At 75.8% G+C, this 18841-nt stretch carries 8 protein-coding genes; 2 read left to right on the forward strand and 6 right to left on the reverse strand.

Features of this window, described 5'->3' with window-relative positions; all coding sequences use genetic code 11:
• Positions 1–11 precede the first annotated feature (11 nt).
• Positions 12–6239, forward strand: coding sequence for an amino acid adenylation domain-containing protein (locus ABZX30_RS34735; protein WP_355941367.1), 6228 nt, complete (start codon positions 12–14; stop codon positions 6237–6239).
• Between the two features lie 458 nt (positions 6240–6697).
• Here the strand turns inward: ABZX30_RS34735 and ABZX30_RS34740 are convergent, their stop codons facing one another.
• The 6 genes from ABZX30_RS34740 to ABZX30_RS34765 form a co-directional block, all read right to left on the reverse strand.
• The gene (locus ABZX30_RS34740) at positions 6698–9010 is read right to left on the reverse strand and encodes a lantibiotic dehydratase (RefSeq protein ID WP_355941370.1); all 2313 of its coding nucleotides are present in this window, start codon (positions 9008–9010) and stop codon (positions 6698–6700) included.
• A 52-nt stretch (positions 9011–9062) separates the two neighbouring features.
• Complete coding sequence (locus ABZX30_RS34745) at positions 9063–10010, reverse strand: ornithine carbamoyltransferase (RefSeq protein ID WP_355941373.1); 948 nt, start codon at positions 10008–10010, stop codon at positions 9063–9065.
• 29 nt (positions 10011–10039) lie between these two features.
• Positions 10040–11308: an aspartate aminotransferase family protein gene (locus ABZX30_RS34750; protein ID WP_355941376.1), complete on the reverse strand. Its 1269-nt coding sequence runs from the start codon at positions 11306–11308 to the stop codon at positions 10040–10042.
• Positions 11309–11338: 30 nt separating this feature from the next.
• Entirely contained in the window at positions 11339–14530 is a 3192-nt protein-coding gene (locus ABZX30_RS34755; protein WP_355941379.1) for an amino acid adenylation domain-containing protein, read from the reverse strand.
• A gap of 153 nt (positions 14531–14683) precedes the next feature.
• Entirely contained in the window at positions 14684–15328 is a 645-nt protein-coding gene (locus ABZX30_RS34760; RefSeq protein ID WP_355941382.1) for a LuxR C-terminal-related transcriptional regulator, read from the reverse strand.
• Positions 15325–15948 carry a response regulator transcription factor gene (locus ABZX30_RS34765; RefSeq protein WP_355941385.1) on the reverse strand — a complete coding sequence of 208 codons (624 nt, stop codon included), beginning with the start codon at positions 15946–15948 and terminating at the stop codon, positions 15325–15327. The genes ABZX30_RS34760 and ABZX30_RS34765 overlap by 4 nt, the downstream gene beginning before the upstream one ends.
• Positions 15949–16285: 337 nt before the next feature.
• Between ABZX30_RS34765 and ABZX30_RS34770 the strand changes: the two genes are divergently transcribed.
• Positions 16286–18841, forward strand: a 2556-nt coding sequence (locus tag ABZX30_RS34770) for a type 2 lanthipeptide synthetase LanM family protein (protein WP_355941388.1), incomplete at its 3' end; no start/stop codon positions are given.

Consider the following 18841-nt stretch of genomic DNA (forward strand, 5'->3'; position numbering starts at 1 on the left):
ACAACCCGCTGGTGCTGCGGGTCGTCCTGTCGGGGGCGCCGTCGTTCGCGGACCTGGTGCGGCAGGTCCGCGAACGCGCCCTCGACGCCTACGCCCACCAGGAACTGCCCTTCGAGCGGCTGGTCGAGGAGCTGGCACCGCAGCGGGACCCCGCCCGCACCCCGCTGTTCTCCTCCATGCTGCTGTGGCAGGACGCGGCCGGTTCGCCGGCGCCGGCGGCGATGGGCCCCCTGACGGCCGAGCGGCTGCCGGTCGGCGAGGCCACCGCCAAGTTCGACCTCACCCTGGGCCTCGCCGAGCAGCCGGACGGCTCGCTGTCCGGCGGCGTCAACTACGCCTCGGCGCTGTTCGACCCGGCGACGGCCGAGCGGTTCGCCGCGCAGTTCACCCGGCTGCTTCAGAGCGCGGTCGCCGCGCCCGACACCCCGGTGGACGAACTGGACGTCCTGCCCGCGGCGGAGCGCGAGCGCCAGCTCGTCGACTGGAACGCCACCGGCCGGCCCTACCCGGCCGGCACCCTCCCGCTGCTGTTCGAGGCCCAGGCCGCCCGGACCCCCGACGCAGACGCGGTGCGCTTCGAAGGCGCCCGCCTCAGCTACCGGGACCTGGACGAGCGGGCCGGCCTGCTCGCCCACCACCTGCGTACCCTCGGCGTCGGACCCGAGTCCGTGGTCGGCGTCTGCCTGCACCGGGGTCCCGACCTCGTGGTGGCGCTGCTGGCGGTGCTCAAGGCCGGCGGCGCCTACCTGCCGCTCGACCCGGACTACCCGGCCGACCGGCTCGCCTTCATGCTGGCGGACTCCGGCGCCCAAGCCGTGATCACCGACCCCGGGCTCACCCCCCTGGTGCGCGGCCACGCACCGCACCTGGTCGACATCACCGGCGACCTCCCCCGCCGCCACGTCCGCACCCCGGCCGTCGCGGCGGCCCCCGAGCACCCGGCGTACCTGATCTACACATCGGGCTCCACCGGCCGCCCCAAGGGCGTGCTGGTCGAGCACCGGGCCATCGTCAACCGGCTGCACTGGATGCAGGAGGCCTACCGGCTCGGCGCCGACGACCGGGTGCTGCAGAAGACGCCCTACAGTTTCGACGTCTCGGTGTGGGAGTTCTTCTGGCCGCTGATCACCGGCGCGACGCTGGTGCTCGCCCGCCCCGGCGGCCACCGCGACCCGGCCTACCTGGCCGGGCTGATCGGCACCGAGGCGATCACCACCGTCCACTTCGTCCCGTCGATGCTGCGGGCCTTCCTCGCCGGGCCGCTGCCGGCCCTGCCCTCGCTGCGCCGCATGGTGTGCAGCGGCGAGGCGCTCCCCGCCGACCTGGTCGCCGCCGTGCACGAGCGGATCGGCTGCGAGCTGCACAACCTGTACGGACCGACCGAGGCCGCCGTCGACGTCACCGCGACCCGGTGCGAGCCGGGCCGTCCCGTCACCATCGGCCGCCCGATCGCCAACACCCGCGCCTACATCCTGGACGCCTCCCTGCGGCCGGTGCCGACCGGGGTGCCGGGCGAACTCCTGCTCGGCGGCGTCCAGCTCGCCCGCGGCTACCTGAACCGTCCGGCGCTCACCGCCGACCGCTTCGTGCCCGACCCCTTCGCCACCGAGCCCGGCGGGCGGCTGTACCGTACCGGCGACCTGGCCCGGTACCGCGCGGACGGCGCCATCGAGTACCTCGGCCGGCTCGACCACCAGGTGAAGATCCGCGGCCAGCGGGTCGAACTCGGCGAGATCGAGGCGGTGCTGGCCGAGGTCCCCGGCGTCGCGGCCGCGGCCGTCGCCGTGCACGACGAGCAGCTCGTGGGATACCTGGTGCCGCCCTCCGCCGACATCGAGGCGGCCCGCGAGCACGTGCGCGGGCGGCTGCCGGAACACATGCGGCCCGTGCACTGGACCCCGCTCCAGACGCTGCCCCTGACGCCCAGCGGCAAGACCGACCGCTCGGCGCTGCCCGCACCCGACCGGACGCGCCCCGACCTGGCCGGCGCGTTCACCGCCCCCAGGACGGCGATCGAGCGGACCCTCGCGGACGCCTTCGCCACGGCCCTCGGCGTCGACCGGGTCGGGGTGCACGACGGCTTCTTCCAGCTCGGCGGGGACTCCATGCGCGCCATCCGGGCCGTCGGAGCACTGCGCGACCAGGGGCTGGCCCTCACCGTGCAGGACGTCTTCACCCGGCAGACCGTCGCCGAACTGGCCCCGGTGGCGGCCGCCCGGCCGGCGGCCGAGCCGCAGGACACCACCCTGGCCGGACGTTTCGAGCTGCTGGCCCCGGGCGACCGGGACCGGCTCCCTCAGGGGCTGGCCGACGCCTACCCCATGGGCCAGGTCCAGGCGGGCATGGTCTACGAGATGCTCGCCGACCCCGTGCGCAACACCTACCTGAACGTCAGCACCTTCCAGATCCTGGACGACGGCCCGTTCTCCGCCGAGGCCTTCACCGGCGCGGTCCGCCTGCTGATCGAGCGGCACGAGATCCTGCGTACCTCCTTCGACCTCACCGGGTACTCCGAACCGCTCCAGCTCGTGCACACCGCGGACGGCCTGGAGGCGGAGACCGGCGTCACCGACCTGCGCGGCCTGCCGCCCGAGGAACAGCGGGCGCGGGTGGGGGACTTCCGCGCCGAGGCCCGGCGCACCCCGTTCGACATAGGCCGCGCCCCGCTGCTGCGCTACCACGCCCACCTCGTCGGCGACCGGGAATGGCTGCTGACGCACGTCGAGTGCCACGCCATCCTGGACGGCTGGAGCCACCACTCGGTCATCGGCGAGCTGCGGGCCGCCTACCGCGAGCTGGCCCGAGGCACCGCGACCCCGCCCGCGAGCCCGCCGCGGGTCCGCTACGCCGACTTCGTCCGCCTGGAGAAGCGGGCCCTGGCCTCGGCGGCGGACCGCGAGTTCTGGCAGGAGCGGATCACCGGGCACGAGCGGCTCCGGCTGCCCGCCGACAGCGCCTTCGCCGAGGCGGACTCGCCGGCCCCCGAGGTGCGGCTGCCCTGGGCGCACCTGGAGCCGCGGCTGCGCCGGCTCGCCGCCGACACCCAGACCTCGCTCAAGAGCGTCCTGTACACCGCCCACCTGAAGGTGCTCGGCCTGATCAGCGGCCAGCACCGGTTCCTCGCCGGCGCCGTCACCAACGGCCGGCCCGAACTGCCGGGCGGCGACCGGGTGCGGGGCATGTACCTCAACACGGTGCCGTTCGCCGTCGACCTGCGGGCGCCGAGCTGGCGCGAGCTGGTGCGGTCGGTGTTCGCCGAGGAAGTGGCCCTGTGGCCGCACCGGCGCTACCCGTTGCCCGCGATGCAGCGCGCGTGGGGCGGCGGCGCACCGCTCGTAGAGGTGGTCTTCGCCTACCTGGACTTCCACGTGCTCGACGAGCAGCGCGCGGACATCGGCACGGTCGACGACCACAGCCCCAACGAGTTCACCCTCGACGTGTGGACCTTCCCCGGCGAGCTGCGGATGACCTGCCGGCCCGGCTGGGCCGGCCAGGAGCGGCTGGCGGCGATCGGCGACGCCTTCCTGGGCGTCCTCACCGCGATGGCCGACGACGCCGACGCGGACCCGCGTGCCTTCCGCGCCCCGGGCCTGGACCCGGCGGGCGGGACGCCGGCCGTCACCCGGCCGCTGCCCGAGGTCTGCGTGCCCGAGCTGCTCGCCGCCCGCGCCCGCCCCGACGCGATCGCGCTGGAGGACGGGCGGCGCCGGTTGACCTACCGGGAACTGGACGCCCGTTCCAACCAGCTGGCCCATCTGCTGCGCGGGCTCGGCACCGGCCCGGAGCAGCCGGTCGCGCTCTGCCTGGACCGCGGTGTCGAGGCGGTGGTGGCCATGCTCGCCGTCCTCAAGGCCGGCGGGTACTACGTGCCGCTGGATCCCGGCTACCCGGACGCGCGCATCGGCTACGTCCTGGACGACGTCCGTGCCGGCGTGGTCCTGTGCCGCCCGCGGGACACCGCCCGCCTGGCCGGGTTCGCCGGCCTCCGCGGCGTCCCCCTGGACGCCGGGTGGACCGTCCTCGACGGGCTGCCGGAGACCCCCGTCGAGGCGGGGACGGTCCCCGACAACCTGGCGTACGTCACCTACACCTCGGGCTCCACCGGCCGGCCCAAGGGCGTTCAGGTCACGCACCGGGGGATCGTCCGGCTGGTGCACGACCCGAACTACGCCGACCTCGACCCGGACCAGGTGCTGCTGCTGCACGCGCCGCTCGCCTTCGACGCGTCCACGCTGGAGGTGTGGGGAGCACTGGCCAACGGCGCCCGGCTCGTCGTCTGCCCGCCCGGGGCGACCACCGCCGACGAACTGGCCGAGGTGGTCCGCCGGCACGGCGTGACGCTGCTCTGGCTCACCGCCGGCCTGTTCCAGCACATGGTGGAGACCCGCCCGGAGGCGCTGGCCGGGGTACGGCAGGTGCTCGCCGGCGGCGACGCGCTCTCGCCCTCGCACGTGCGCACCGCCCTGGCGCACGGCGTGGCGCTGACCAACGGCTACGGCCCCACCGAGTGCACCACCTTCAGCACCGCGCTGCGCGGGGTGACCGAGGCCGACGCCGACCGCGGCGTGCCGATCGGCACGCCGATCACCGACACCCGGGTGCTGGTGGCCGACGAGAACCTCGACCCGGTGCCGGCCGGAGTGCCCGGCGAACTCCTGGTCGGCGGTCCCGGACTCGCCCGCGGCTACCTGGGCCGCCCCGGCCTGACCGCGGACCGCTTCGTGCCGGACCCCTCCGGGACCGTCCCCGGGGCGCGCCTGTACCGCACCGGGGACATCACCCGCCGCGACGCCGACGGCACGCTGTCCTTCATCGGCCGGCGCGACGGCCAGGTGAAGATCCGCGGCCACCGGGTCGAACTCGCCGAGGTGGAGGCCGCGCTCGGCGGCCTGCCGTCCGTCCGGGCGGCGGCGGCCGCGGTACATCCGGGACCGGACGGCCACAAGCGGCTGGCCGGCTATGTCGTCCTCGAACCCGGGCACGGTCCGCTGGACGTCGCGGCGCTGCGCGAGCAGCTCCGGCGGCGGGTGCCCGACTACCTGGTGCCCGGCGCCTGGGCGGAGCTGGCCGCGCTCCCGCTCACCGCCAACGGCAAGATCGACCGGGCCGCGCTGCCCGAGCCCCCCGGGCCCGCCGCGACGTCGGCCCGCACCGCCCCGCGCACCCCCGCCGAGCGGGCCGTGGCCGAGGTCTGGGGCGAGGTGCTCGGGGTGGAGCGGGTCGGTGCCGACGACGACTTCCACGTCCTCGGCGGGCACTCGCTGGCCGTCCTGCGGATCATCGCCCTCCTGCGCGAACGGCACGGCATCGAGCTGACCGTCCGTTCGTTCCTGGAGCACCCCACCGTGGCCGGGCTCGCCGCGGCCGCCGAGGCCGGTCAACCGGCGGCCCGGTCACTGGTCTGGCTGCGGCGCGAGGGCAGCAGGCCCCCGCTGTTCTGCGTGCACCCCGGGGGCGGCAGCGCCCACTGGTACCGCCCGCTGGTGCCGTACCTCGACCCCGACCAGCCGGTCGCGGCCTTCGCCTGGCCCGGCCTGCAGGCCGAGCACGGGCCCGTCCCCTCGACGGAACGGATGGCGGAGCGCTACCTGGCCGAGTTGCGGGCCGAGGCGCCCCACGGCCCGTACCGGCTGTTCGGCTGGTGCGGCGGCAGCGGTATCGCGAGCGAGATGGCGCACCGGCTCACGGCCGAGGGCGAGGAGGTCACCTTCATCCTGCTCGACCCGGGACTGGACAACCACGAGCGGATCGAGCTGTGGCGGGAGTACTGGCTGATCGAGAGCTGTGTGGCGAAGCTGACGGAGCTGGCCGCCGCGCCGCCCGAGCAGGACACCTCGGCGCTGCGGGCGGAGGCCCTGGCGCTGCTCGAACACCTCGTGGACGACGTCGACCCGGAGGTGGGGATCACGCTGCCGGAGCACGGCGCCGGCGAGGTCTGGCTGCCCTCCGCGAAGATGTGGCGGGAGGTCATGGAGATGTGCCTGACCTACCGGCACCGCCGGTACGCGGGCCGGCTGCACCTGATCGCCAGCGACGAACTGGCGGACGGCGAGCACGAGGTGGCCTCCGGACAGTCGTTCCCCGACTACCTCGCCCGCTGGCGCGAGCTCACCGGGGACGTGACGCTGCACCGCATCCCCGGTGACCACTTCGGCGTGATGAAGCCCCCGCACCTCGGCCGGCTCGCCGAGACCGTCACCGGCATCCTCGGCGGCGGGGGTGCTGAGGACGCCGGCTGACACCGGCGGATGCGACGGCCGGGAGGGCGGGGGCGCGCCGAGTGCCTCCGCCCTCCCGGCGTCGGCGGATCCGGTCGCGCCCCACCCCGGAGGGCAGGACCACGCCGCGTACCGGCCCGGCCGTGCCGACCGGCGCGAGCCCGTGCACACAGCCCCGTGGTGTGCCGCTGCCGCTCACGCCGGGGCGGCAGGCGCCCGACCGGGTCGTCGGCATCCGGGCCGGCGACCCGGCCACCGCTTCGCCGGGCCCGGCGCGTGACCTGCGCCGTCGCCCACCCGGCCCGGACGCCGCGTCCACCGGACCGCCGGGGACGACGAGTGAACCGCCCCCCACCCCCACCGGCCTCGCAGGGCGGGCACCGCACACGCGACCGGGCCGGGCTCCGCATCAGGAGCCCGGCCCGGTTCGGCGGTACGGGGTGGACCGCGGCCCGGCGGCGCGGTTCCGGTCGGACGGTTCAGCCGGTGACGGCGACGAGGCGTAGTTCGCAGGTGTAGCGGCGGTCCTGGTCGTCGGTGAGCCAGGCCTGTTCGGGGGTGGGGAGCATCTCGGTGACGGTGAGGTGGGCGTCGGGGTCCTTGCGGGCGAGGCGGCGGGCGGCCTTGGCGAGGATGTTGACGTAGACGGGGCTGTCGAAGTCGGCGAAGAAGGGGCGGGGTTCGGTGGGGGAGACGACGAAGACGAAGCGGGGCAGTTCGTGGGTGTCGCGCCACTGCCGGGCCCGGACGTACCGGCGGGCCTCGCTCTTGTCGTCGGCGAAGGCGGCGGCCAGCGCGGAGCCGGTGAACCGCCAGCTCTCCCGGGCGACGACGGTGGAGTCGATGGTGATCCGGGGCGAGTGGTCGCCGTCCGGGCGCAGGGTGAAGCGGTCCATCACGCGGTTGGTGAGCGCGTGGCAGAACACGTCGAGCAGATCGAAGACCGAGCCGTCCGGCAGCACGGCCGCGAGCCGGCCCTCGCGCTCCTCCACCAGCACCTCGCCGCAGCGGACGGTGCGCGGGCGGTGCGGGTCGGCGCTGTGGTCGGCGAGCGCGACGTAGTGGTCCTCAGGCCGTTCCAGGGACTGCCGGCTGCGGGCGGACCACTTGAGGGGAAGCTCCTTGGGCAGCATGGGCAGCAGCCGCGGGCCGGGGAAGTCGCGGGTGGTCTCCTCGACCAGCCGCCCGCGGTCGGGGTGCTGGTGGACGAAGAGCGACTGGCCGAGGGTGTTCATGGCGACGTGCAGCTCGCCGACGACGAGCTGGAACTCGCCGCGTTCGACGGCGCCCAGGTCCTCGGCGACGATCATCAGGTCGGGGCTGACGTACCGGCTGAGCGACCAGCCGCGCCCGCCCTCGGGGAACGCCTCGCGCACCCGGTCGGCGATGGCCGCGCTGGACAGCGAGACCCGCCGGGCGCCGGCCGGGGCGTCGATGATCCGCCCCCAGCGTTCGCGCAGATCGGCCTGGACACGCTCGATGTCGGTGAGGGACTCCGGGTGCGGGGCGGGCAGGCAGGCGAACCAGAGTGAGCCGAGGTCGACCTGCCCGTGCCGCTCCCGCAGCTGGAGGTAGGCCTCGTGGATGCGCGCGCCGACGGCCTCCGCGTACCGGTTGGTCATCCAGCGGGCGGCGGTCAGGCACAGCTCCAGCGGAGCGAGTTGCTCCAGGACGGCGGTGCCCACGGTCGCCGTGGCGGACCGGCGGCAGTCGGAGTACACGAGGGCGCGGTTGGGCGCGGTCCGGGCCCCCTTCTCACGGACCGCCGCGACCTCGGTGATCCCGGCGAAGTCCGCCTCCAGGGCCGCGAGCGCGGCGGTCAGCTCCTCGGGGTCGGTACCGGCCCGCTCGACCCGGTCGCGGCCGGATTCCAGTACCGCCAGCTTGGCCAGGGCGGGCTCCCGCACCGCCGGGTCGCCGATGCGCTCCAGCAGGGCGCGCAGTTCCCGCTCGGGGTAGGTGCCGGCGGGCACGTCGAGCTTCCAGCCGATCAGGCGGCGCGAGACCAGCCACTCCAGGGCCTCGGTCACCTCCCGGACCGGCAGGTCCCGGTCCAGCTCCCGGGCGGCCAGTTCGGTGATCTCGGCGGGCGTGCGGCGCCCGTCGCACAGGCGCAGCACGGTGAGCGCCGGTTCGGGGGCCGGCTGCGGCGGGCGGCCGGGCAGGCGCACCAGGCCGTCGGCCACCCGGACGAACGGGACCTGACGCGGCGGCACCCACGCGCGCACCCGCGGGTCGCGGTCGATCGCCTTGGCCAGGGCGTCCATCGACCAGCTGGAGAAGTAGACCCGGGACTCCGCGACCAGGCCGGTTCCCGGGTGCACGTCGACGCCGCGCCGGGCGGTGTCGAGGGTGCCCCAGCCGACCGGTCCGAAGAAGCCGATGGTGTCGTTCTTGACGCAGAACCGCTGCCAGTAGTGGGCGACCAGCTCCTCGCGCTGGCGGGGCATGCTGGTGCGGCCCTCGGTGGACGGCGTCCAGTCGAGGAACGGCTTGATGCCGGTGCGCAGCACCGCACGGTTCTGCCAGGCGACCGCGGCCCGGAACGGCGCCGAGGCGGCGATCTCCTGGAGGTCGCGCGCGGTGCGCACCGCGGCCGCGGAGAAGGCTTCCTCGAACGCCGCCCAGTCCGCCCCCGCCGGCGCCTGGCCGGGGGTGAACTTGTCCGCGGCCGAGGCGAGGCCCTCCGGGGCCAGCCGGAGTACCCCCGCGGCGGGGAAGCCGGGCCCGCGGAGCGCGAAGTGGGTCCACAGGCGCCACCCCCCGCCGGGCATGCGTATGGTGTCGGACATTGCTGTGCTACCTCCCTGGGAAGAGTGCGCCGGGCCGGCGGCCGGCCGGTCGTCAGGCCGGCTCTGCCGGGATGCCGCCGAGGCACCACTCCAGAACGGCGCGGGCGCTGTGGTACTTGTTCTCGGCCTGCCGGAACGCGATGCTCGCGGGGCCGTCCAGCACCTCACCGGTCACCTCGTCGCCGCGGTGCGCGGGCAGGTCGTGCATGAAGACGGCGCCGGGGCAGGCCGCCATCACGGCGGCGTCCACCCGGAAGGGGGCGAAGACGCGCCGCCAGCCGGGGTCGGGCTTGGTCGTGCCGGTCGTCTGCCAGCGCGTGGTGTAGACGATGTCGGCCTCGGGCAGGTCGGCCATGTGGTGCCGTTCCTCGACCAGCGCGCCGGACTCCTTGGCGTGGACGCCCGCCCGGTCGAGGAAGACCGGGTCGAGTCCGTAGCCGGGCGGGGTCCGCAGGTGCAGCTCGGTGCCGGGGAACCGGCTGAGGGCCAGGGCGAGCGCCGAGGCGGTGTTGTTGCCCTCGCCGGCGTACAGCACCCGCAGCCCCTCGATCCGTCCGAAGCGGCCGAGCATCGTGGTGAGGTCGGTGAGGGCCTGGGTGGGGTGTTCGGCGGCGCTCATCGCGTTGATCACGGCCATCCGCCGCTGGGCGGCGTAGGCACGCAGTTCCTCGGTGCGGCCCGCGGTACGCGCCACCAGCACGTCGAGCATGCGGGAGAGCACGTCACCGGTGTCCTCGGAGCTCTCCCCGGTGTTCTCCTGGAGGTCGTCGGGACCGTAGGTGATCAGTCGCGCACCGAGCCGGAGCGCGCCGGCCGAGAACGCGGTCCGGGTGCGGGTGGACGTCTTGCGGAAGAGCACGCCGACCACGGCGTCGGCGAGCGGCCGGGCGCCGTCGCACTCGCCGGCGGCGTACTGGGCGCCGCGGTGTACGAGCAGGCGCAGCTCCCGGTCGGTCAGGTCGTCGACGGAGATCAGGTGGCGGCGGTCGGGGCGGGGCATCGCACGTTCCTCCTGGAGGTGACGGGCCGTCAGTTCGCTTGCAGGGCGTCGAGCAGGATGCCGAGCCCCTCGTCGAGCAGGCCGGGCGTGATGGTCAGCGGGGGCATCACCTTGAGGACCTCGTCGTACCGGCCGCAGCGCTCGACGATCAGGCCGTGCCCGAAGGCGTGGCGCTGGACGCGCTCGGCACGCTCCGCGCCGCCGGCCCGGGCGGTGTCGATGCCGAGCACCATGCCCCGGCCGCGCAGCACGAGGCGGGGGTCGAGCGCGCCCGCGTCGGCCCGGAACCGGGTAAGGCGTTCCGCACCCCGCTCGAGGCCGGCCAGGAAGCCGTCCTGCTGCCACAGTTCGCACGCCGCGGTGGCCGCGACGAAGGCGAGCTGGTTGCCGCGGAACGTGCCGGTGTGCTCACCGGGCTGCCACAGGTCCAGCTCGCGGCGGAACAGCGTGAGCGCGAGCGGCAGCCCGTAACCGCTCAGCGACTTGGAGACGGTGACGATGTCCGGCACGATCCCGGAGTCCTCGAAGCCGAAGAACGCGCCGGTGCGGCCGCAGCCGGTCTGGATCTCGTCCAGGATCAGCAGTACCCCGTGCCGTTCGGTGACCTCGCGCAGCCGGCGCAGCCACTCCCGGCCCGCCGGGTAGACCCCGCCCTCCATCTGCACCGCTTCCACGACGACCGCCGCGGGCGGTTCGGTGCCGGAGGACGGGTCGGCCCACAGCCGTTCGATCAGGCCGATCGAGTCGAACGGGCCGAGCGGGCCGTCCTCGAACGGGACGAAGGTCACGTCCCCGCCGGCGACCGTGCCCGCGCGGCGGGCGCGGCGGCTGCCGGTGACCTCCAGCGAACCGCGCGACATCCCGTGGTAGGCGCCGGTGAAGGCCGTCAGGCCGGTGCGGCCGGTCGCCCGGCGGGCCAGCTTGAGGGCGGCCTCCACCGCGTCGGTCCCGGTCGGGCCGGTGAACTGCACCTTGAAGTCGAGGCCGCGGGGCTGCAGCACGACCTCGGTGAAGCGGGTGAGGAAGTCGCGCTTGGCGACGGTGTGCAGGTCGAGGCCGTGCATGAGGCCGTCGTCGGCGAGGTAGTCGAGGATCCGCCGCTTGACGGCGTCGTGGTTGTGCCCGTAGTTGAGGCTGCCGGCGCCGCAGAAGAAGTCGATGAAGGCCCGGCCGTCGTCGGTGTGCAGCAGCGCGCCCTTGGCGCGCTCGAACACCACGGGGAAGGTACGGCAGTACATCCGCACCTCGGACTCGATCTTCTCGAAGACGGAGGTGTCGGTGGTCGCGACGAGGGTCATGGCGGTCCTTGGGCGAGGAGGCGGTCTGGGTCAGCGGCCGGCGGGCGTGCGCTCGCCGCGCGGGCGTGCGGTCAGCCGCGGCAGGGGGCCGTCCGCGGCCAGGAGCGGGTAGCCGTCCAGGGCCGCGCTGAGGGCGGCGACGGTGGGGTGGTCGAACAGTGCCCGTACGGGGACGTCCACCCCGAGGGCGGCACGCAGGCGCACGGACACCCGGGTGGCGAGCAGCGAGTGTCCGCCGAGCAGGAAGAAGTCGTCGTGGGCGCCGATCCCGGTGGCGCCGAGGACCTCCTCCCAGACCCTGGCCACGGTCCGTTCCCGCGGGGTGCGCAAAGCGGCGGCCGGGCCGGCCGGCTGCGGCATGGGCACCGGCAGGGCGTGGCGGTCGACCTTCCCGCTCACCGCGGTCGGAAGGGCGTCCAGCAGGACGAACGTGGCCGGGACCAGGTGGTGGGGCAGGGAGCCGAGCAGCTCGGCGCGCAGGGCGTCGGGCGTCGGCGGGCTCCCGGCGTCGGCCGCGACCAGGTACGCGGTGAGCTGCTGACCGCCGTCGGCGTCCGGCGTCGGGTGCACCACGGCGGCGCGCACGCCGTCGAGGGCGAGCAGCGCGGCCTCGATCTCGCCCGGTTCGATCCGGTGGCCGCGTATCTTCACCTGGTGGTCGCTGCGGCCGAGGATCTCCAGCGAACCGTCCGGGCGGAGCCGGCCGAGGTCGCCGGTGCGGTACAGCCGGCCGCCGGGCGCGGTGGCGTGCGGGTCGGGGAGGAAGACGCCGGCGGTCTGCCCGGGCCGCCCCCGGTAGCCCCAGGCGAGGCCGTCGCCCCCGATGCAGACGTGCCCGGTGACGCCCTCGGCCACCGGCTCCAGCCGGTCGTCGAGCACCCGGACGGTGGTGTTGTCCACCGCGGCCCACTGCCGTACCCGTCCGTCGGCGCCGTGCCGGGCCACACTGGTCCAGATCGTGGCCTCGGTCGGCCCGTAGAGGTCCAGGACCGGCGCGCCGCCGGAGGCGAGCGCCGCGGCCAGTTCGGTGTGCAGCTTCTCCCCGCCGGACAGGACGGTGAGGCCGGGGCCGGGGGTCCAGCCCGTGTCGACCAGCATCCGCAGCATCGACGGGGTGGCCTGGACCAGATCCGGGCGGGCCTCGTCGATCAGACGGATCAGCCGCTCGGGGTCGCGGGCCTGCTCGCCGTCGGCCAGCACCAGGCAGGCACCGGTCAGCAGCGGCAGGCACAGCTCCAGCATCGAGGGGTCGAAGGAGGCGGTGGTGACGCCGAGGACGGTGGCCGCCGGCCCCAGCTCCAGCCGGGCCGCCATCGCGTGCAGGAAGTTGGCCAGGGCACGGTGCGGGATCTGCACGCCCTTCGGAGTGCCGGTCGAGCCGGAGGTGTGGAAGACGTACGCGAGGTCGTGCGGGCCGGTGCTCCGCTCGAGCCGGTGCGACGGACCGGCCGGCGGCGGGGCGCCGTCGAGCAGGAGGGCCGTGGCCTGGGTGCCGGCCACCCGTTCGGCCAGCGGGCCGGTGGTGACGACGGCGGCGGCCTCGGTGTCCTCGACCAGCCGGCCGATACGCCGCGCGGGGTGCAGGGGGTCGAGCGGGACGTAGACGGCGTCCGCCTTGAGGACGCCGAGCAGCGCGACGAGAAGTCCGGTGCCGCGCTCCAGCAGCACGCCGACCCGGGTGCCGCGGCCGACGCCGAGGCCGCGCAGCCGGTGCGCCAGCTCGTCGGCCCGCTCGTCGAGTCCGGCGTAGCTCAGCTCGCCGTCCCGGGAGCGGACGGCGGTGGCGTGGGGGGTGCGGCGCGCCTGGTGCTCGAACAGGTCGGTGACGGTCCGCGGGGGCACGGCGCGGGCGCTGCCGAGACCGAGCGCGAGCCGGCGGCGGCGCTCGCCGCCGGGCAGCGGTGCGAGTGCGGAGGTGGCACGGTCCAGCGGCTCGTCCGGGGCGGCGAGCAGGCCGCGCAGGAGCCGGACGTAGTCCTCGGTGATGCGGGCGGCCGTCTCGGGCGTGAACAGCGCGGTGGCGTACTGCAGGCGCAGCCCGATGCCGCCGTCGGGGCGGCCTAGCAGGTCGAGCGCCAGGTCGAACGGTGTCCCGGCGGCCGGGGTCGGCACCACGTCGACCGACAGGCCGGGCAGGTCAGGTGGTTCGGCCTGGGCGTCGAGGGTCAGGAAGGAGACCTGGAAGAGGGGGTTGCGGCTGAGGTCGCGGGGCGGGGCCAGCTCGCCGACCACGCGTTCGAACGGGGTGTCGGCGTGCGTGAGGTCGGCCAGGGTCGCGTCCCGGACCCGGTCGACCAGCTCGCCGAAGCCCGGCCGGCCGGACAGGTCGGCCCGCAGGACCACGGTGTTGACGAAGGGGCCGACGAGGTCCCGGGCGGCGGCGTGGCCGCGGCCGGCGACCGGGGTGCCCACGGCGAAGTCGCTCTGTCCGCTGTAGCGGCCCAGCTGGGCCTGGAAGGCCGCGAGCAGCACCATGAACCGGGTGGCGCGGTGGGACCGGGCCAGCCGGTCGGCCTCGGCCACCAGATCGGCGGGGAGGGTGAACCGGGCCACGGCGGCGGCGCCGTCGAACTCGGCGGGGCGGGGCCGGTCGGTCGGCAGGTCCAGCGGCGGCAGGCCCGCCAGCCGCGAGCGCCAGTGGCCGAGGCCGCGGGCGAGCCGGGGACCGGCCGACCGCTCGCGCTGCCGGGCCGCGAGGTCGGCGTACTGCAGGGCAAGCTCCGGCAGTTGGTGGGGGACCCCGGTGGTCCGGGCGCGGTAGGCCGCGGCCAGGTCGCGGGTGAGGATGTTCCAGGAGGAGAAGTCGAAGGCGATGTGGTGCACCACGACGGCCAGCAGGTGGTCGTCGGGCGCGAGCCGCGCCAGGGTGGCCCGCAGCGGCGGCGCGGCCGACAGGTCGACCGGCCGGCGCAGCGCCCGGTCGAGAACCGCGGCGACGCCGGCCGCTCCGGCGCCGGGCGCGTCCACCGTCTCCAGCGGAACCTCGACCCGGGGGACCACGTGGGCCACCGGCTCGCCGTCGGCGGCCGCGTACCGGGTGCGCAGCACCTCGTGCCGGTCGACCACGTCGGCCAGGGCGGCGGCGAGGGCCTCGGTGTCCAGGCAGCCGCGCAGGCGCAGCGCCAGCGGAAGCAGATGGTCCGCCGTGCCGGGCCGCAGTTGGTCGAGGAACCACAGCCGTTGCTGCGAGAAGGATGTCGTCCGGCCGTCACAGCGGTCCACCGGCTCACCTCCGAGGAGTCGGGTAGGTCGTCGTGCCTCGGGTGGCCGGGGCACGTCCGGAGCTTGCCGTCCGGGCGCGGCGGCGCAGTAGGGAAGGAGCGGCAGCGCCCGTCGCGGCCTTTGCTGCGTCAATGTCTCTGGTCGCGGCCGGGGTCAGATCAGCCCGGTGCGGACGCCGTACGCCACCGCGTGGGCCCGGTTGCGGACCTGGAGGCGGGTCATCAGGTCGTACATGACGTTCTTCACGGTGTGCTGGGAGCAGGAGAGCTCACGGGCGATGGCCGCGTTGCCGTGCCCCTCGGCGACCAGCGCGAGCACCGTCTTCTGACGGGCCGTCAGCGGCGAGTCGGGGGCGGGACGCCGGTGCTCCGCGTCGCCGCCGCCCGCCTCGTCGAGGAGGCGGACCAGCACGCCGTGGGACATCCGGCCCTCGCCGTACCGGGCGGCGAGGACGGCTGTGAGCAGGCGCTCCGGGGTGGCCTCGGCCGACTGCAGCAGGGCCACCACCCCGGCCCGCACGGCCAGCCGTACCCCCGCGGCGGTGAAGGTGTCGGCGACCAGCAGCAGAGGGCCCCCGCCGGGTTCCGGCCAGCCGTCGAGGGCCGCGCCGGGCGTCCGGCCGACGGCCACCCGGACGGCCCCGTCGCGGCGCCCGGCCGCCGCCAGCTCGATGCCGGCCCGGCCCAGACTGGCGGCCACCGTGTCCCGGGCCGCCCCGCCCGCCGGACCGAGGTGCACGCGCGGTGTGCCGGCGCCCCGCCCGGCATCCGGCGTCGCCTCGAGGACGAGGCCGGTCACAGCAGGCCCGTCCGCAGGGCGTAGGCCACCGCGTGGGCGCGGTTGCGCAGCCGGAACCGCTGGGTGATGTCGCGGACCACGGTGGTCACCGTCCGCGGGGAGTAGCACAGTTCCTTGGCGATCTCATCGGTCTCCCGGCCGTCGGCCACCATCCGCAGGACCGCGCGCTCCCGCTCGTCCAGACCCCAGTCCCGTCCGCGGCCCCGCACGCCGGGATGCGTATCGGTCCCGGTGCTCTGGTCGAGGAGGCCGTCGATCAGGTCGGGGGGCACGGTGCAGTCGCCACCGGCCACGGTCCGCACGGTCCGCGCCAGCCGGCCGGCGTTCACCTCGTGCCGGCGCAGCAGACCGCGGGCCCCGGCGCCGATGGCGTCCGCGGCCTCGGCCGGTGACAGGTCGGAGGCGATCACGATGATGGCGGGCCGGTGCGGGCCGGTGCCGGTCGCGGCCACCAGATCGAGTTCCTGCTGATCGACCCGGTCGCAGATGACGACGGCCACGTCGGCCTCCGCCTCCGGCTGGACCAGGGTGATGTCCGGGTCGCCGGACAGGGCGCTGACGGCGCCGGCTTCGAGCAGCGGGTCCAGGGCGACGACGCACAGCGACAGGGGATTGCCCATGTGTCCTCCTCGGTCAGCGTGGGGCGAACCTCTCGGTGAGGAGTCTCGGCAACCCGTGCGCCGCGCCGCATGGGGCGCGACTACCCGCATTCCCGTACCCCGCCGGGCGGCCCCGGGGGCGTACACCGGCGGCCGGACCGCGCGGCCGGGCGCTGCCGGACGCCGGGGGTCCGCTCGCCCGGGCACGGCGCCGCCGTGGCCGCCCGCCGCTCCCGCCGGGCGGCCCGGCCCGTACGAAAGGGGGGCCGGGCGGTGATGTCGACTGGGTAGTCCGCCGCGGAATGTGGGGGTGCCGCTCCCTGTACGGGCGGACGGCACCGCTGGAAGGGTGACGGACGTGACCACAACCGACATCGCCTGTCCCGTCACGGGGGCGACGCCCTCCTGGTGGGCGCCGGCCGCGACACTGCGCGAACGGCTGTCGGCCCCGCACCCGCCGGCGGCGCCGGCGGCGGGCCCGGCCGCCGGGCTGCGCCCCCGCTCGCCGGTCGAGCTGGCCTGCGAGTCCGTCCGCTCGGCCCGACTGGGCGCCGACACCCGGCTGGTGGCGGCACTCGCCGCCGAACCTCCGGCCCGCCTGGCCGGCCGGCTCACCAAGCCGCAGTGGGCGGTGTTCGTCGAAGGGGCGGTCGCCGCGGCCCCCGAGACGCCCGCGGAGGTCTGCGGGGCCGAGGTGGCCGCGCCCGCCGACCCGGCGGACGGGGCGCTGGTCTTCGAACCGGTGCTGCGCCCGCTGGTGACGGCGGCCGTCGCCGAACTGGTCGAACAGGCCGGAGCGGGCGGTGCCGACTCCGGCGAGACGGCGGTGTTCGCCGGGGTCTACGCGCACTGGCTGGCACGGCGGCTGGCCAGGCTTGCCGCCCGGACCCTGGTCGTCGAGCTCGCCGCCGCCCGCGCCGCGGGCGACCTGTCCGGCGCCACCGCGACGGCCCGGTTCACCGACTTCGCCGCTCGGGCGGGCACCCGGTCGGGACTCGCCCGGGTCTTCGCCGGATACCCGGTCCTCGCCCGTCTGCTGGCCCGGACCTGCCGGCACACCGCCCGGTCCGGCGCCGAGCTGCTGGCGCGGCTCGCCGCCGACCGGCAGGAGCTCGCCGACGAGCTGTTCGGCGGGCGGGACCCGGGCCCGCTGGCCGCCGTCGAGCTGGGACTCGGGGATCTGCACCAGCAGGGCAGGTCGGTGGCGGTGCTCCGGTTCGCCGGCGGTGGCGGCGCGGTCTACAAGCCGCGGCCGGTCGGCCAGCACGCCCTGCTGGACCGGATGGCCGGCTGGCTGGACGCCAAGGCCCCGGGCCTGGGGCCGCGCACCCCGCGCTGGGTGGCCGGGGACGGCTACGGGTGGCTGGAGTACATCGACCACCGGACGTGCCGTTCACTGGCCGAGATCGACCGGTTCCACCGTCGGCAGGGCGCGTTGATCGCGCTGGCCTACACCCTGGAAGGAGTGGACCTGCACTACGAGAACGTGCTCGCGCACGGCGACCAGCCCGTGCTCGTCGACGTCGAGACACTGCTGCACCCGGCGCTGCGGGAGGGAGCGACCACCCGGCTGGATCCGGCCGCCGGGGCGCACGCTTCCTCGGTGCACCGCACCTGCCTGCTGCCGCAGCTCCTGGTGGGCGAGCTGGGCGCGGTCGACGTCTCCGGGCTGGGCGGCGCGCCGGGCGGGGAGTCCCCCGACACCCGGATGGTCTGGGAGGACGCCGGCACGGACGCGATGCGCCTGGTGCGCCGCCCGGTACCGTTCACCGGCGCGCTGAACCGGCCGTACAGCGCCGCGGCGGGGCCCAGGAGCGCCGACCGGGTGGCCGCGGTCCTGGCGGGATTCCGCGCCGGGTACGACGCCGTCGTCCGGTACCGCGACGAACTGTCCGGCCCGGCCGGGCCGTTGGCCGCCGGCGCGGACGCGGTCGGCCGGCTCGTGCTCCGCCCGACGATGCTGTACGCCACCCTCCTGGAGGAGGCGACCCACCCGCAGGTATTGCGCGACGGGCTCGACCGGGACGCCATGTTCGCGGTGCTCTGGGCCGACTCGGACGGCGACCCGGCCCGCCAGGCCCTGATCGAGCACGAGATCGCCGACCTGTGGGACGGCGACGTCCCCGTCTTCTTCCACCGGCCCGGCTCACCCGAGGTCTTCGCCTCGGACGGGAGCCCGGTCGACGGGGTCCTGCACACCTCCGGCCTCGCCTCCGCACGGGCGAAGCTCGCCGGCATGAGCACCGTCGACCGCCGCTCCCAGGAGTGGATCATCTCGGCCACCCTGGCGTCCGCGGAACCGGACGCCGCCGGACGCCACCACCGGGTGAGCCGCCGGACCCGCCCGGCTCCCGCCGCCCTGCCGGAACCCTCCGCGCTGCTGGCCGCCGCCTCCGGGATCGCCGACGAGATCGCCGGCCGGGCCGTCCGCGGGCACGGCCGGGTCAACTGGATCGGCCTGGAGGCGGTCGACGACCGCTGGACGGTACTGCCCATGGGCGCCGGCCTGGCCCAGGGATACAGCGGGGTGGCCCTGTTCCTGGCCCAGCTCGGCGCGCTCACCGGCTCCGCCCGGCACACCGAACTGGCCCGGGCGGCACTCGCCCCCGTTCCCGAACTCGTCGCCGCGATGGCCGCCGACCCGGCACTGAGCCGGGCCGTCGGCCCGGGCGGCTTCGAAGGCCTCGGCGGGGTCTGCTACGCCCTCGCGCGGGTGGCCACCCTCGTCGACGACGACCTCGCCGGGTGCCTGCCGACGGCACTGGACGCCCTGGCGCTGGCGGCGCTGGGCGACGACACCTCGCCGGACGTCTCGGCCGGCCTGGCCGGAGCGCTCGCCGCCCTGCACGCGGTGCCGGAGACCTGTACGAGGCCGCCGAGGTGGACGGCGCGAGCCGGCTCAAGCAGTTCTGGC

The organism is Streptomyces sp. NPDC004542 (assembly GCF_040610035.1).
In the GTDB taxonomy this organism is placed as follows: domain Bacteria; phylum Actinomycetota; class Actinomycetes; order Streptomycetales; family Streptomycetaceae; genus Streptomyces.